The following is a 13,395-nucleotide window of genomic DNA, read 5'->3' as shown; positions in this document are numbered from 1 at the left end:
ATGCCATAAAGAGGCCATCTCGGCCGCACCGGCCTTGGGGTTCTGGTAGAATGTCGGCACTTTTTTCTGCCGTAAACTCCAGGGATGACAAGACGTTACCTTCTGGCACTGGATAACGGTACCCAATCGGTACGGGCCCTGCTGTTCGATCTGCAGGGCAACCTGGTGGCCAAGGCCCAGGAAAAGCTGGCGCCCCCCTATGCCAGCCCCAGGCCGGGCTGGGCCGAGCAGGATCCCGAACTGTTCTGGCAGGCCCTGTGCCGGGCCAGCAAGCGGCTGCTGGCCGAGCACCCCCTCGAGGAGGGCCAGCTGCTGGCGGCCAGCCTGACCACCCAGAGGGGCACCTTCGTGCACCTGGACGAGGTTGGCCGGCCGCTGCGCCCGGCCATGGTCTGGCCGGACAGCCGCCGCCAGGAGCGCCTGGCCCCCTTGCCCTGGTACTGGCGCTGGCCGCTGCGTCTGGCCGGCCAGCTCGGCACCGTCCAGTATTTTCGCGGCGAGGCCGAGGCCAACTGGGTCCAGGCCAACCAGCCCGAGGTGGACGAGAACAGCCGCCACAAGGGGCTGCTGTCGGCCTGGCTGACCCTGAAGCTCACCGGCCGTTTCCGCGATGCCGTGGCCGGCCAGGTGGGCTACCTGCCGTTTTCCTATCGCCACCAGCAGTGGGCCGCCCGCTGGGACTGGAAGTGGTGGGCCCTGGCCGTGAAGCGTGAGCAGCTGCCGGAGCTGGTCAGGGCCGGCGAGCTGCTGGGCGAGCTGAGCCCGGCCGCCGCCCTGGCGACCGGCCTGCCCGAGGGCCTGCCGCTGATCGCCGCCGGTGGTGACAAGCAGTGCGAGGTACTGGGCAGCGGTGCCCACGAGCTGGAGGTGGCCTGTGTCAGCCTGGGCACCACCGCCACTGTTTCGGTCACCACCCCCTTCTACATGGAGGCGGTGCGCTTCCTGCCCCCCTATCCGGCCGTGGTGCCGGGCCATTACTGCGTGGAGATGCAGCTGTCCCGGGGCTTCTGGCTGCTGAGCTGGCTGCTCCGCGAGTTCGGCCAGGCGGAAGTGGCCGAGGCCGAGCGCCGTGGCGTTGCCCCCGAGCAGGTGGTCTGCGAGCTTATCGAGCAGGTGCCGCCGGGCTGCGAGGGCCTGGTGGTGGAGCCGCACTGGGCGCCTGGCATCATCTACCCCGGGCCCGAGGCCAGGGGCGCGGTGCTGGGCTTTCGGGAGCAGCACGGCCGCGCCCACCTGTACCGGGCCGTCATCGAGGGGATCTGCTTCGCCCTCAGGCAGGGCAAGGAACGCATCGAAAAGGCCTCCGGCAGGCCCATCAGCCGGCTGCTGATCTCCGGTGGCGGCGCCCAGTCCGACGTGGTGATGCAGATCGCCGCCGACGTGCTCAACCTGCCCGCCGAGCGGCCCCACACCTTCGAAACCTCCGGCCTGGGTGCGGCCATGGCAGCCGCCGTGGGCGTGGGCGCCTACACCAGCTTCGCCCAGGCCAGCGCCAAGATGTGCCGCAACGACAAGGTGTTCTGGCCCCATCCCGAGCACGCCAGGCACTACCAGCAGCTCTACAAATCCGTCTACAGGCCGGCCTATGGCCGGCTCAAACCCCTCTACCAGCGCCTTCGGCGTCTCTTGGAAAAGGAGCCCCCGCGATGAAAGTGGCCTTTATCGGTTTGGGAGTCATGGGCTACCCCATGGCCGGTCACCTGCAGCAGGCAGGTCTGGATGTGTGCGTCTACAACAGGACGGCCAACAAGGCCGAGACCTGGGCCCGCCAGTACGGCGGCCGCTTTGCCGCCACCCCGGCCCTGGCCGCCCAGGGCGCAGAGCTGGTGTTCGTGTGCGTGGGTAACGACGACGACGTGCGCCAGGTGGTGCTGGGCGAGGAAGGGGCCGTGCACGGCATGGCCGCCGGCGCCGTGCTCATCGACCACACCACCGCCAGCGCCGATCTGGCCCGGGAGCTGGCCGCCAGGCTGGCCGAGCGGGGCCTGGGCTTTCTGGACGCGCCCGTGTCCGGCGGCCAGGCCGGCGCCGAAAACGGCGTGCTGACCATCATGGCCGGCGGCGAGGCCGAACACTTCGCCAGCGCCGAGCCGGTGATGGCCCACTACGCCCGCCAGCAGACCCTGATCGGCCCGGCCGGTGCCGGTCAGCTGTGCAAGATGGTCAACCAGATCTGCATCGCCGGCGTGGTGCAGGGCCTGGCCGAAGGGGTCCATTTCGCCAAGAAGGCGGGCCTGGACGTGGAGAAGGTGGTCGAGACCATCTCCAAGGGTGCCGCCCAGAGCTGGCAGATGGAAAACCGGGCCCTGACCATGGCCGCCGGTGAATACGAGTTCGGCTTTGCGGTGGACTGGATGCGCAAGGATCTGGGTATCGCCCTCAGTGAGGCGGGCCGCAACGGCAGCCGCCTGCCCCTGACCGCCCTGGTGGATCAGTTCTACGGCGAGGTGCAGGCCCTGGGCGGCAGCCGCTGGGACACCTCCAGCCTGATGGCGCGCCTGGAAGCCTTCGACAAGTAAGGCGTTGCAGCAAAGAAAAAGCGGCCCGAGGGCCGCTTTTTTCATGTCTGGGTTTCAGGGAGGGCTCAGGGCAGCACCTTCTTGAAGGGCTTGACCAGCACGCTTTCATAGACGCCGGCCGCCACATAGGGGTCGGCATCGGCCCAGGCCTGGGCCTCTTCCAGGGACGGGAACTCCGCCACCACCAGGGAGCCGGTGAAGCCGGCGTCGCCGGGGTTCTCGCTGTCGATGGCCGGCAGGGGACCTGCCAGCAGTAGCCGGCCCTGGTTCTGGAGCGCCTCCAGGCGGGCCAGGTGGGCGGGGCGGGCCCGGGCACGCAGCGGCAGGCTGTTGTCAACGTCCTGGGAGACGATCATATACCACATGATAAGTTCCTGTTTTATAAATTCTTTATCGGGATACTACCGGTACCTTGAGCAGCTCCGCCAGGCGCCGGGCGTCTTCATGGAGGCGTTCCAGGTTGCCATGGTCCATGACGTTGAGGCGCCTGCCTTCGGGCAGCACCAGGTTCAGCTCGTAGCTGGTGTAGCTGCTGCGGTGGCCGTCGGAATCGGTGCTGGTGCAGCGCTCGGCCAGGATCTGCAGCGCCTTGATGTCGTCGAAGCGGGCCGATTCCTTGGGCCTGTTGGCGTCGCCCTTGTAGTAGAGGCGGCGTCGCCTGTCGAAAACGGCCTTGCGGCTGGCGAAGTAGATGATGCCGCCACCCACGGCCACGAACACCAGCCCCAAGCCCAGCGGGAACAGCAGGGCGGCACCTTCGCCGGAAAGGTGCATCTGGTAGGCGATAAAGCCGCCGATGCCGCCGCCCATGGCCATGAACAGGGCGCCAAACAGCACCATCTTCCAGCTGGCCTTGACCTGCAGGTTGCCGTTGGCAAGGGCCACCAGCTTCTTGGTCTGGAAGTTGGCACCGCCACGTACCAGGGGGGTCCAGTCCAGCTCCTGGTCCAGGCGCTCGGCCACTGCTTCGTGCCGGGCCGGCCGGCGGGAATCATTCAGCAGCTCCCGGCGCCGTTGGCGCCTGAGCATGACGGCCCAGACCCCTAAGGCGATGCCGCCGATAAAGAGCGGCCAGGCCAGTACCAGCAAGGGCTGGACCCCTTCGCCAAGGAACTGCAGCAACAGTTCGGGCATAAAGGCGCCGATAAAACCGGCGATCACCATCAGGTTGGCGGCCAGGGACAGTAGCGGGTGTTGCTTGGCGGTACTCATGGTCTTCCTCTGACGTTGTTGTTTTGGTGCGCAATGATAGCACGAGGGGCCGGCTAGGCCCCCAGGGCCACCCCGTGCAGCAGCGGCAGGAAGCCGGTGGCCAGTAGCTGCGCCTTCTGGGCCTGATCGTGGGCGAAGAAGGAGCCCGCGAAGCCAAGGGCATTCACCTCCAGGCCGGCCAGGCCCTTTTGTTTCCTGGGGATCACCATCAGGCCCTGGCGCAGCAGCAGCAGGTTGAAGGGGCTTTCCCTTTCCAGGCCCAGGGCGTCCCTGGCCTGTTGCCAGGCGGCGAAGAGCTGTTCGGGTGTTTCATCGCCGTGCAGGTGCCGGTAATGGTGGCGAAAGGCCAGCCTGGCCCTGTGCTCAGGGTGGCTGAAATCCAGGGGCAGGGCGGTGAGTTCCGGGGCCATGGCCCTTGGTACCAACTGGAAATGGCGGTGGGGCTGGCTGGCGCCGGCGTCGCGGCCGCCGTTGTAGAAGCCCAGGCCATCGGTCTGCTGCACCTGGGGCCAGAAGGCGGCGAAGTCGGCCAGGGTCAGCTCGGCGTCCTGGGGCTGGAAGTCGCGGGTAATGAGCAGCAGGTGGATGTCGAGCACGTTGAACTTGTTGAGCAGCCACAGGTGCTCGGATCCGGCCGGCCCCAGGGTCAGCTCGGGCTCCGGCGGCCCGAAGGGATCGCCCTTGGGCTTGCCGTCCAGGTTGTCCGGCTTGGCGGGCGGCCTCTTGGCGGTGCGCAGCACGAAATCCAGGCCGTCCTGGTGGACCAGGGTGACCTCGGTGGCCTGGGGTTGCAGGTGGCCGCTGGCCAGGGCCCGGCGGCTGAGCAATGCCGCCCGTGCAAAGAGTTCAGACATGAAGGCTTTCCTTGCTGCTGGTTTCCCTAGCCTATCCAGTGGTTTGGCAATTGAAAACCAGGAATCGCACCAAGGCGTTGCCGAGCGGCTAGACTGAGGGGCGAAAACCGGTAAACAAAAGGATGCTTTATGGCCAAGGTGATGGGGGTTGGCGGCGTATTTTTTCGTTGCCTGGACAGGGACGGGCTGGCGGCCTGGTACCAGAAGTGGCTGGGGATGCCCGTCAACGAGCAGTTCTGCGGTGCCGAATTCAAGACCGCAAATTACCCCAAGGGCGGCTACACGGTATGGGGGCTGTTCAAGTCAGACACCGACTATTTTGCACCTTCCGACCAGCAGTTCATGGTCAACCTGGTGGTCGACGACATCAAGGCCGCCCTGGCCCAGGTGGCGGAGGGCGGCGGTACCGTGCTGGACGGCCCGGTGGACGATCCCTGCGGCCTGTTCGGCTGGTTCCTGGATCCGGAAGGCAACAAGGTGGAGCTGTGGCAGCCCTACCAGCATGCGGAATGAACAGCGATGTGACCGAAACAAAAAAGGTGGCCGAGGCCACCTTTTTCATTGCTTGTCCTGCTCCTCGTCGGCGGGCAGGTACTTGTAGAGGCTCAGCACCGTCAGCACTACGGCGCCGAAGGTCAGCCCCATGGTCCAGAACACCTTGAAGTTGACCCAGGTCTGCTGGCTGAAATTGTAGGCCACCAGCAGGTTGACGCCGGCCAGGGTGGCGAAGAAGCCGCTCCAGGCAAAGGCCAGGCGCCGCCAGAGCGCCTCGGGGGCCGGGATCATCTCGCCCATGGCCTTCTTGATCAGGTTCTTGCCCATCAGCTCGCTGGCGGCCATGGCGATGGCAAAGGCGCTGTAGACCAGGGTGAACTTCCATTTCAGGAACAGATCGGAGCGAAACGCCAGGGTCATGGCGCCGAAGGCCATGATGGCCCCGAACAGCCACCACTGCTGCTTGCTGATGGGTTTGCCCATGATCCTGGTGACCACCAGGGTCAGGGCCGAGCAGCCCATGAGTACGGCGGTGGCCACGTAGATGTCGGCCAGCTTGTAGGCGATGAAAAAGGCGATAAGGGGAAGGTATTCCAGCAGGGCCATCAGTTACTCCTCTTCGATGGCCTGTCAGTTTACGTGATCTTGCGCGAGCTTGGTATGTCACCGGCCGTTACAGCCGGTGCGCGCTAGCTCATGCGGCGAATGAATGCCTGCATCAGCCTCAGGTAGAGCTGCTCGCCCAGCACCCTGTCTTCGATGCCGGCGTCGATGTTGGGGTTGTCGTTCACCTCTATGACCAGCGGCCTGCCGTCCACCACCTTGAGATCCACCCCGTACAGGCCGTCGCCCATCAGGTTGGCGGCCTTCACCGCCGTGTCCACCACCGCCCTGGGCGCCGCCGCCACCGCCAGGGTCTCGAAGCCGCCAGAGCGGGTACGGCCGCCCTGGTGATGGTAGATCTGCCAGTGGCCCCGGCTCATGTGGTATTGGCAGGCGAACAGGGGCTGGCGGTCCAGCACCCCCACCCGCCAGTCGAACTCCGTGTAGCAGTACTGCTGCAGCAGGACAAGCGCGCTTAGCTTGAAGAAGGCCTGGGCGTGCTGCTCCACCTCCGCCGGGGTGCTGGCCTTGACCACGCCCCGGGAGAAGGAGCCGTCCGGGATCTTGAGCACCAGCGGGAAGCCCAGTTCATCCATGGCCTGGTTCAGGCCGTCGCGGTCGCCCCTGGCCACCACCAGGGTCTTGGGGGTGGCGATGCCGGCCTGGGCCAGGCGTTCGGCCAGGTAGATCTTGTTGGTGCAGCGCAGGATCGACTGGGGATCGTCCATCACCGCCAGGCCCAGCTGCTCGGCCCGGCGCGCGAAACGGAAACTGGGGCCGTGGATGCTGGTGGTCTCGCGGATGAACAGGCCATCGAACTCCGCCAGCCTGGCCAGGTGCTGGTGGCGGATTGGCTGCACCCGCACCCCCAGGGTGCGGCCGGCGCGAATGAAGCGCTTCAGGGCCCCGGCGTTGGAGGGTGGCAGCTGTTCGCTGGGGTCCACCAGCATGGCCAGATCGAAGCGGTAGCGGCGCCTGGGCTTCTTGATGCGCCAGATCTTGGAGGAAAAGCCGTCCAGGGCCTGGGCGAACAGGGTCTCCTCGGCATCTGTCAGCCCCTTGAGGCCGCTGGCCTTGATGCGCTGCACCTGGCTGCCGGCCAGGGTGACCGACAGGATCGGCGCCGGGAAACGGTCGAACAGCTGCCGGCCCAGCTCGGCCAGCTCCGGCGCCAGGGTGCGGCCGAACAGTACCTTGAATTCGCGCCTGTCGTTGTCGTCGGTGGCCGGGCCGGACAGGCCGACCAGCGCCTGCTGGTAGAGATCGCGCCGGGCCAGATCGTTGAGGGTGGCCACGGACGGCAGCACCCGGTGGCCCCTGGCCTCGGCCAGCAGCGAGCCGTAGTAGCCTTCGCCCTGGTAGCGGTAGTTGCCAGTGAGGTTGAGCACCTGCACCTTGTCGCCGAGGGCCGCGCCCTTGGCCAGGTACTGGCGGGTGGTCATGAGATCGTCACTGGGGTAGAGCTTGCCCCAGTCTTTGAGGCGGCTCAGCAGTATGGTCAGGCGGGTCATGGCAGCTTCCTTGGAATTTCGCCGCTAAGGTGCGCCTTTGGCGGACGTTAGGCCAGCAAGAAATTCTTGTCGTTGGGAGCAGAAAAGTTCGCTGTGTTTTGGCCGGTGCCGATCCTAGAGTGTGCCCATAGCCACACACGGGAAAGACCATGGTCCTGCGCCTTGCCACCTCCGACGACATCCCCGCCCTGGACGCCCTGGAAAGGCGCTGCTTCACCAGCGATCGCATCGAGCGCCGCCAATGGCGGCACCTGATCAGGGAGGCCCACGGCGAGGTATGGCTCATTGCCGAGCGCGGCCAGCTGCTGGCCAGCGCCGTGCTGCTGTTCAAGAGTGGCGCCTCCCTGGCCCGGCTCTATTCCCTGGCGGTGGCGCCCGAGGCCCGGGGCCGTGGCCTGGCCCGCAGGTTGCTGGCCAAACTGGAGGCGCGCTGCCTGGCCGAAGGGGTGGCGGCGCTGCGCCTGGAGGTGGCCAACAGCAACCAGGCCGCGATAGATCTTTATCAAAAGGCCGGCTTTCGCCCCCTCAAGGCCCTGGTGGCCTACTACCAGGACGGCGGCGACGGCCTGCGCATGGAAAAGCGCCTCAAGGGCCGGCTGCCCAAGGGCCACCTCAAGGTGCCGTTCTACCCCCAGCAGACCGAGTTCAGCTGCGGCCCGGCCTGCCTGCTGATGGCGCTGTCGGCGCTGAAGAAACGCCACAAGCCGACCCTGTCCGACGAACTGGCCATCTGGCGCGAGGCCACCACCATCTTCATGACCTCGGGCCACGGCGGCTGCAGCGGCGAAGGCCTGGCCCTGGCCGCCCACAGGCGTGGCCTGGCGGTGAGCCTGTGCGTGTCGGACCACGAGGTGCCCTTTATCGACGGGGTACGCAGCGCCGCCAAAAAGGAGGTGCTGGCCCTGGTGTACCAGGACTTCTTGGCGGCCCTGCATAAGGCCCATATCCCGGTGATCGCCCAGCGACTGGAGCCGGAAGGACTGGCGCGGCACCTGGCCGGTGGCGGCCTGGCCCTGGTGCTGATCTCCTCCTATCAGTTCAGCCGCCTCAAGGCGCCGCACTGGGTGCTGGTGGTGGCCATGGATGAGCGCTTCGTGTACCTGCACGACCCTGACCAGGATCCCGGCCAGGCCCTGAACGAGGTGGCCGGGGTGCCGGTGCCCAAAGCGGCCTTCGCCACCATGGCCCGCTTCGGCCGGCGCCAATACGGTGCGGCGGTACTGGTTTTCTGACGATCCTCGATCCTGTCTGCCAGCGCAAAGCGCAATGCTCCTTGCCTCTTCCCTCGGCCTTTGCTCGCACTCTCAATGGGCGCTCCAGGCCAAGTTGAGGTCATGCCGATTAAAAATCGACCATGCAAGGTTATCGTGCTAACTTGCTGATACATATGAGCTTTAGGCCAGCTTGCAAGCTTTCTTACCTTGTAAGGGCCATATATACCGCGTTAGTTGCCAAGGAGAGATATGAGTAAAATAGGTAGGAATGACCCTTGCTGGTGTAACTCCGGAAAGAAGTATAAGAAATGTCATTATCTTAGATCAGATGAAACCGCTCACCCCGTTGGCAGGATGTTATCAGAACTTCGAGCCAAAACTATGCACAAAGAATGCTTGCACCCGGACGCAGGAAAAGGTCTATGCAGTAAGAAAATAATCGATGCACATTCTATTCAAAAAAGTGGTCCACTTAAGCATATTGTAGATAGCACCAATCATGTATACACCTTCGGTATAAATGGTAGTGGAGACAACGAGCTGTCTAAAATCGGTTGGCAAAAAGCTTCAACCTTTAAAGGTTTTTGCGGTCTGCATGATAAAGCTATGTTCAGTCCCATCGAAGATCAGGAATTTATAGGGTCAAAATTTCAATGTTTCTTAGCGGGGTATCGAGCTTATGCGCTTGAATACTTCAAGAAAGTCAGTGTTCATAAAGGGATGCCCTTTATGAAGGAAAATCTTGATCGAGGAATGTCTGTTCAGGAGCAGTTTGAACTGCAACAAAGATTAGAAACCATGAATCAAGGCTTCACGAAAGGTATGGATGATTTTAAGACTACTCTTGATCTGTATGTCAATCATCACAATAAACATAACTACGATGAATTCGAAAGTGCCTCAATATACTTTAGTGGGGACCTTGATATTGTTGTAGGAGGTGCATTTACTCCAGATTTTACTGTTGATGGGGTGAGGCTCCAGTCAGTAGCGCCAGGTGTCAAATTTATAGAAAACATATCCGTAAACACTCTAACGACGAGTACAGGTTATGTGATTGTTTTCTCGTGGCCTAAGCAATTCACTAAATGTAAGCAATTTATTCAATCTCTAGTGAAAATTGAAAGGCAAGACCTACCAAGCGCGCTAGTTGAGATTATATTCAGTTATATAGAGAATACATACTTTTCTAAAGATTGGGTTGAAGGCCTCGATAAAGATCGGAGAGAAACAATCGAAGACATGGCTAGAAATCCGATACAGATCGGCATGCCAATTAGGTTTACAAAAAAGAAATACACAAATTGGATTGTAGATCGAGTTGTGATCAACTAACAAGAAAATGCAGCGGACCCACAAAGCCTGCGGCTTTTCGGGCCGCTGATTTAGGCGTTGGTTTTCGGAGGAGCCATGTACAAATACCTATATGGAAAATGGGATGTTCTGAAAGGATTAGTTGAAGGAAACGCCAGTATTCGATTTTGCGATATTCGACATTATTCTCGCCTCGAAAACGATAATATGCGAGATGATGAGGCTTTTAAGAAGTTTGAATTTTCACCGGATTCAATAAAGTTAAATATTGCTGGATTCGATTTTCCTCCTGAAGATTTTGCCTCAAATATAAAATTCAGGCTTCCTACAAGACATTGCCTATGTATTTGTCTAAGCAATAAAAAGAACGATGAAGAGCTTTTTGAGAAATTTAATGCAGATGTATGCATTGAATTTAACGTTGAGTACTTGATCAACTTTATGAAGTTTTTATTTGAAGAAAAGTTCGGCGGTGAGGTCATCGCTAAAAACGTTACCTATTATACAGATAATGCAGGAGCTTCTTCCTTACCTGCTAATGAGGCAGTATTTACCAAACACTCTCGATACCAACATGAAGATGAGTTTAGGATTGCAGCCTTTCTCCCTTACGACGAAAAAACAGTAATTCATCACGGCGAGAAAAAGATTGAGGCCTTTAAGGCATGTACATGCAGTGAAGACGATATATCACAGGGAAATTGCAAATGCTATTTTGCATTCTTCCATAATGGGTTGCCGGACGGTTTTAAGAGCTATGTTGGCGAAGTATTCAAGAAAAACTAACAAGCGCAGGCACCAGGACAAAATTTTCGCTGCGCTCCAATTTTGCTCGTGCTGCGGGCGTTATGAATATAGGGATTGTCATGGAATGGCCAACAACTGAGCAATGTTATGCCGCTATGAGAAACCTCGCGGAGTATTACATGGAAGGAGATAAGCTAGTGTATTGGCGGAATTTGATCCGTGAGCGAGAAGCAGAAGGCTCCTTTCCACCTCAGGGCCCAGGGCCGGATTATGCTTTGTTAAATCCATTAACCAAAGAACAGTTCTGACCTGAACTTCCCGTTCCAGGCCGCCTTCCGCCGCTTGCTCGGCTTGCTGACCTGCAGTGGGTGCTGCTGGAGCAGGTTCAGCACGATCCGTCGTAGCAACGCCATCTTCTTGGCATTCTCCCGGTCGCCTATCCGGCTGCAGTCTTCCCTGAAGGTCACATCCAGCACCCAATGCTGCTGGTTCTCGATATGCCAGTGCTGGCGGATCCCGTCTGACACAAACGCTGGGTCGATATCCAATGAACTCAGGTAGTAATGGGTGTCGATGCTCGTCCGCCCCCGGTGGCGGCGCTCCCGCTCTACCGCGATAACGGACTTCGCCGACGGCCACTTCTTCGCCAGCTCTTTGGACAGTGTGGCCGGCAACTGGAACACCGTCCGCCGCTCCTGCCGGCCATGGCCTTGTTCCGTTTGCTCATGCTGGGGGAGTCCCGCTGCACCGCTATCCCAATAGGGCTGGAAGATCTCTTCTATGGCCTCACGCAAGCTCGGCTGGTTGCCTTTGACCTGGACGATGTAGTCGCCCTTACGCTTGCTGATCTGGTGCAGTGTTTCCTTGTTGCAATGCAAGGCGTCAAAGGTCAGCACGGCGTCGCGGATATCCAGCATGGTCAGCAGCTCTCGCACCGCAACCAACTCTCCTCCTTTGGTTGCCGTGGCTTGCTGGAACAGGGTGACACCCTGCTCGGTATCGAAGGCCGAGATCAGGTGCAGCGCTTGCTCTTTACCTTGTTGATTGACCGCCCCGCGCAGGGTCTTGCCATCAATGGCGATGAGCTGGCGGCCATTGGCTTGGCGCAAGTGATTGACCCAGCTAAACAGGGCCAGTACGAGGCATTGTGCATCCACGGCCTTGATGATGCGGGCGATGGAATGGCGGGTGGGGATCCCCGCTTCAAATGGCCGGTGTTGGCGGAGCCAATCCAGGTGCTCATGGCCGAACTCTTCGATATCAAGCCAGCCTTCACAGCCAGAGGCCATGGCAGACATCACCAAGAAGATGACATCGACGAGGTTGTGTTGGCGGTTGATGGGGGAGCGGGTATCTTCGATGAGGGTCAAGTGGTCAAACAGGGACATGGGAGTGGAGCCGGCAGAGTAACATGGCGGATCGGATCACGCCCAAGCGAGATAGTTCCCTGCCGTTAACAAAGTATGATCAGGCCCTGGGAGGCTATCGGGGCCGGGGATTTCGACGCCTTGGTGGCCGATTATGTGGACGATATGAAGTTCGTGATGCCCGGGCAGACCGACGTGCTGGAAGGGCGGCAGGCGTTCCGGGCGGCGCTGGACGGTATTGGCGCACTGCTGCCGCCGGGCTTTGAGATCACCGGGCTGCGCCAGCTGGAAGGGGAAAGCGAGGTCGTTTCCATCATGGAGTGGAAATCCAACAAGATCCCGGCGTCCCAGCTGACGGTGCTGTTCAGGTTCCGGGGTGACAAGGTCGTCGAAGAGCGCTCGTTTATCGACACCGAGCAGTGGAAGAGTGCATTCTAAAGGCCTTGCCGTAGTGGAACCTTAGGCCATGTATATCGGAGAAGTAGCCAAGAAGACCGGGCTGTCCGTGAAGGCGATCCGGTTTTATGAAGAGAAGGGACTCATCCGCGCCCCCGAGCGGCTCGGCCGCTACCGCGTCTACACCGACGCCCATGTCGAAGTGCTGCGGCTGATTGTCGAGGCCAAGGCGCTGGGCGTGTCGCTGGCCAGGATCAAGGGGGCCATCCGCTACCATAACGGTGAAGTGGACTGGCAAAGGGTCAACCATTTCCTCAAGGACCTGAAGCGGGACATGGAAGCCGAGCTCCAGCGCATTGTCGGCAATATCGAGCGGCTCGACGCCTGCGTGGCCTCCATTGCTACCTGCCCCCAAGGGGCTTGACTCTCCCCCTTAGGGGAGACCCTAGACTCGTCATGGCTCCCAAACAACAGAGGAATCATGATGAAAAATGTCTTGTTGCTCAGCGGCAATCCCAAACCCCAAAGCTTCGTTCAGCGCCTGTGTGACCAGTACCAGGCGGGCGCCGAAGCCCATGCCAACATCCGCCGCTTCAACCTGGCCGAGATGGCCTTCAATCCCAGCCTGGACAGTGGTTACGACGCCATCCAGGCGCTGGAGCCCTGTCTGGCGAGCTTCCAGGAGGCACTGGCCTGGGCCGACCACCTGGTGATCATGGCGCCGGTCTGGTGGGGCGGTCTGCCGGCCAAGCTCAAGGGCATCTTCGAGCGCACCTTCCTGCCCAACGTCACCTTCAAGTACGAAGAGGGCGAGCTCGAACCCAGGCAACTGCTCAAGGGCAAGACGGCGCGGATCGTGCTGACCATGGACACGCCGGCGGATTACACCGAGGACCAGGCCAGGCCGGTTATCGAGCAGCTGGACCGCTTTACCCTGCAGTTTTGTGGCGTCGGTGCCGCCAAAGTCAGCCTGTTCGGCTCGGTGCTGCTGGCCGACGAGACACAACGAGCGGGCTGGCTGCAGGAAGTCAGGGCGTTGGCGGCGGAGTGCCGCTGAACCCATGGGCCACCTGCCGGGTGGCCTTTTTTGTGTGTGGCATTGCCACGATGGTGCCGATGATTGTCTCATTGAACCTTGCAGATCAATACGTTGTCAGCTAATC

The 13,395-nt window shown here is 60.9% G+C and carries 15 protein-coding genes; 9 read left to right on the top strand and 6 right to left on the bottom strand.

Translation table 11 applies throughout. From position 1 onward, the window contains the following. Window positions 1–84 precede the first annotated feature (84 nt). Both WDB71_RS09615 and WDB71_RS09610 read left to right on the top strand, forming a co-directional pair. Window positions 85–1,650: an FGGY-family carbohydrate kinase gene (locus WDB71_RS09615; RefSeq protein WP_341501366.1), complete on the top strand. Its 1,566-nt coding sequence runs from the start codon at window positions 85–87 to the stop codon at window positions 1,648–1,650. Further along, window positions 1,647–2,519 (top strand): NAD(P)-dependent oxidoreductase, encoded by an 873-nt coding sequence (locus WDB71_RS09610; RefSeq protein ID WP_341501365.1) that lies wholly within the window; start codon window positions 1,647–1,649, stop codon window positions 2,517–2,519. Before WDB71_RS09615 ends, WDB71_RS09610 begins: the two co-directional genes overlap by 4 nt. Window positions 2,520–2,584: 65 nt before the next feature. On the opposite strand, the gene WDB71_RS09605 is transcribed toward WDB71_RS09610, so the two are convergent. From WDB71_RS09605 to WDB71_RS09595, 3 genes are read right to left on the bottom strand one after another with little or no spacing between them, the layout of a single operon-like run. Further along, window positions 2,585–2,884, bottom strand: coding sequence for a YciI family protein (locus WDB71_RS09605; RefSeq protein WP_341501364.1), 300 nt, complete (start codon window positions 2,882–2,884; stop codon window positions 2,585–2,587). Between the two features lie 25 nt (window positions 2,885–2,909). After that, entirely contained in the window at window positions 2,910–3,731 is an 822-nt protein-coding gene (locus WDB71_RS09600) for a hypothetical protein (protein WP_341501363.1), read from the bottom strand. A gap of 53 nt (window positions 3,732–3,784) precedes the next feature. Continuing rightward, window positions 3,785–4,585 carry a DUF4922 domain-containing protein gene (locus WDB71_RS09595; RefSeq protein ID WP_341501362.1) on the bottom strand — a complete coding sequence of 267 codons (801 nt, stop codon included), beginning with the start codon at window positions 4,583–4,585 and terminating at the stop codon, window positions 3,785–3,787. Between the two features lie 129 nt (window positions 4,586–4,714). Between WDB71_RS09595 and WDB71_RS09590 the strand changes: the two genes are divergently transcribed. Continuing rightward, complete coding sequence (locus tag WDB71_RS09590) at window positions 4,715–5,098, top strand: VOC family protein (protein WP_341501361.1); 384 nt, start codon at window positions 4,715–4,717, stop codon at window positions 5,096–5,098. Between the two features lie 45 nt (window positions 5,099–5,143). Here the strand turns inward: WDB71_RS09590 and WDB71_RS09585 are convergent, their stop codons facing one another. Together WDB71_RS09585 and WDB71_RS09580 are read right to left on the bottom strand one after the other, a co-directional pair. Next, window positions 5,144–5,686 (bottom strand): inner membrane-spanning protein YciB, encoded by a 543-nt coding sequence (locus tag WDB71_RS09585; protein ID WP_341501360.1) that lies wholly within the window; start codon window positions 5,684–5,686, stop codon window positions 5,144–5,146. Window positions 5,687–5,769: 83 nt separating this feature from the next. Then, a complete protein-coding gene (locus WDB71_RS09580; protein WP_341501359.1) occupies window positions 5,770–7,194 on the bottom strand; it encodes a RimK family protein in 1,425 nt (474 codons plus the stop codon). 149 nt (window positions 7,195–7,343) lie between these two features. Here WDB71_RS09580 and WDB71_RS09575 point away from each other — a divergent pair, with 149 nt between their 5' ends. The 3 genes from WDB71_RS09575 (at window position 7,344) to WDB71_RS09565 (ending at window position 10,508) form a co-directional block, all read left to right on the top strand. After that, window positions 7,344–8,426, top strand: a complete 1,083-nt coding sequence (locus WDB71_RS09575; RefSeq protein WP_341501358.1) for a GNAT family N-acetyltransferase/peptidase C39 family protein — start codon at window positions 7,344–7,346, stop codon at window positions 8,424–8,426. A gap of 231 nt (window positions 8,427–8,657) precedes the next feature. After that, window positions 8,658–9,743 carry an SEC-C domain-containing protein gene (locus tag WDB71_RS09570; RefSeq protein ID WP_341501357.1) on the top strand — a complete coding sequence of 362 codons (1,086 nt, stop codon included), beginning with the start codon at window positions 8,658–8,660 and terminating at the stop codon, window positions 9,741–9,743. 75 nt (window positions 9,744–9,818) lie between these two features. Beyond that, window positions 9,819–10,508 (top strand): hypothetical protein, encoded by a 690-nt coding sequence (locus WDB71_RS09565; RefSeq protein ID WP_341501356.1) that lies wholly within the window; start codon window positions 9,819–9,821, stop codon window positions 10,506–10,508. 248 nt (window positions 10,509–10,756) lie between these two features. On the opposite strand, the gene WDB71_RS09560 is transcribed toward WDB71_RS09565, so the two are convergent. Further along, window positions 10,757–11,857, bottom strand: coding sequence for an ISAs1 family transposase (locus WDB71_RS09560; RefSeq protein ID WP_341501355.1), 1,101 nt, complete (start codon window positions 11,855–11,857; stop codon window positions 10,757–10,759). A 75-nt stretch (window positions 11,858–11,932) separates the two neighbouring features. Here WDB71_RS09560 and WDB71_RS09555 point away from each other — a divergent pair, with 75 nt between their 5' ends. The 3 genes from WDB71_RS09555 to WDB71_RS09545 are packed head-to-tail and all read left to right on the top strand — an operon-like array spanning window position 11,933 to window position 13,289. Beyond that, window positions 11,933–12,274 carry a nuclear transport factor 2 family protein gene (locus tag WDB71_RS09555; RefSeq protein WP_341501354.1) on the top strand — a complete coding sequence of 114 codons (342 nt, stop codon included), beginning with the start codon at window positions 11,933–11,935 and terminating at the stop codon, window positions 12,272–12,274. Between the two features lie 28 nt (window positions 12,275–12,302). Continuing rightward, complete coding sequence (locus tag WDB71_RS09550; protein WP_341501353.1) at window positions 12,303–12,656, top strand: MerR family transcriptional regulator; 354 nt, start codon at window positions 12,303–12,305, stop codon at window positions 12,654–12,656. Between the two features lie 60 nt (window positions 12,657–12,716). Further along, a complete protein-coding gene (locus tag WDB71_RS09545) occupies window positions 12,717–13,289 on the top strand; it encodes an NAD(P)H-dependent oxidoreductase (RefSeq protein WP_341501352.1) in 573 nt (190 codons plus the stop codon). Window positions 13,290–13,395 lie beyond the last annotated feature (106 nt).

The sequence above is a fragment of the Gallaecimonas sp. GXIMD4217 genome, from assembly GCF_038087665.1.
Taxonomy (GTDB): domain Bacteria; phylum Pseudomonadota; class Gammaproteobacteria; order Enterobacterales; family Gallaecimonadaceae; genus Gallaecimonas.
Note: the sequence above shows the minus strand (reverse complement) of the source record. Positions and strands in the feature narration are given on the sequence as shown.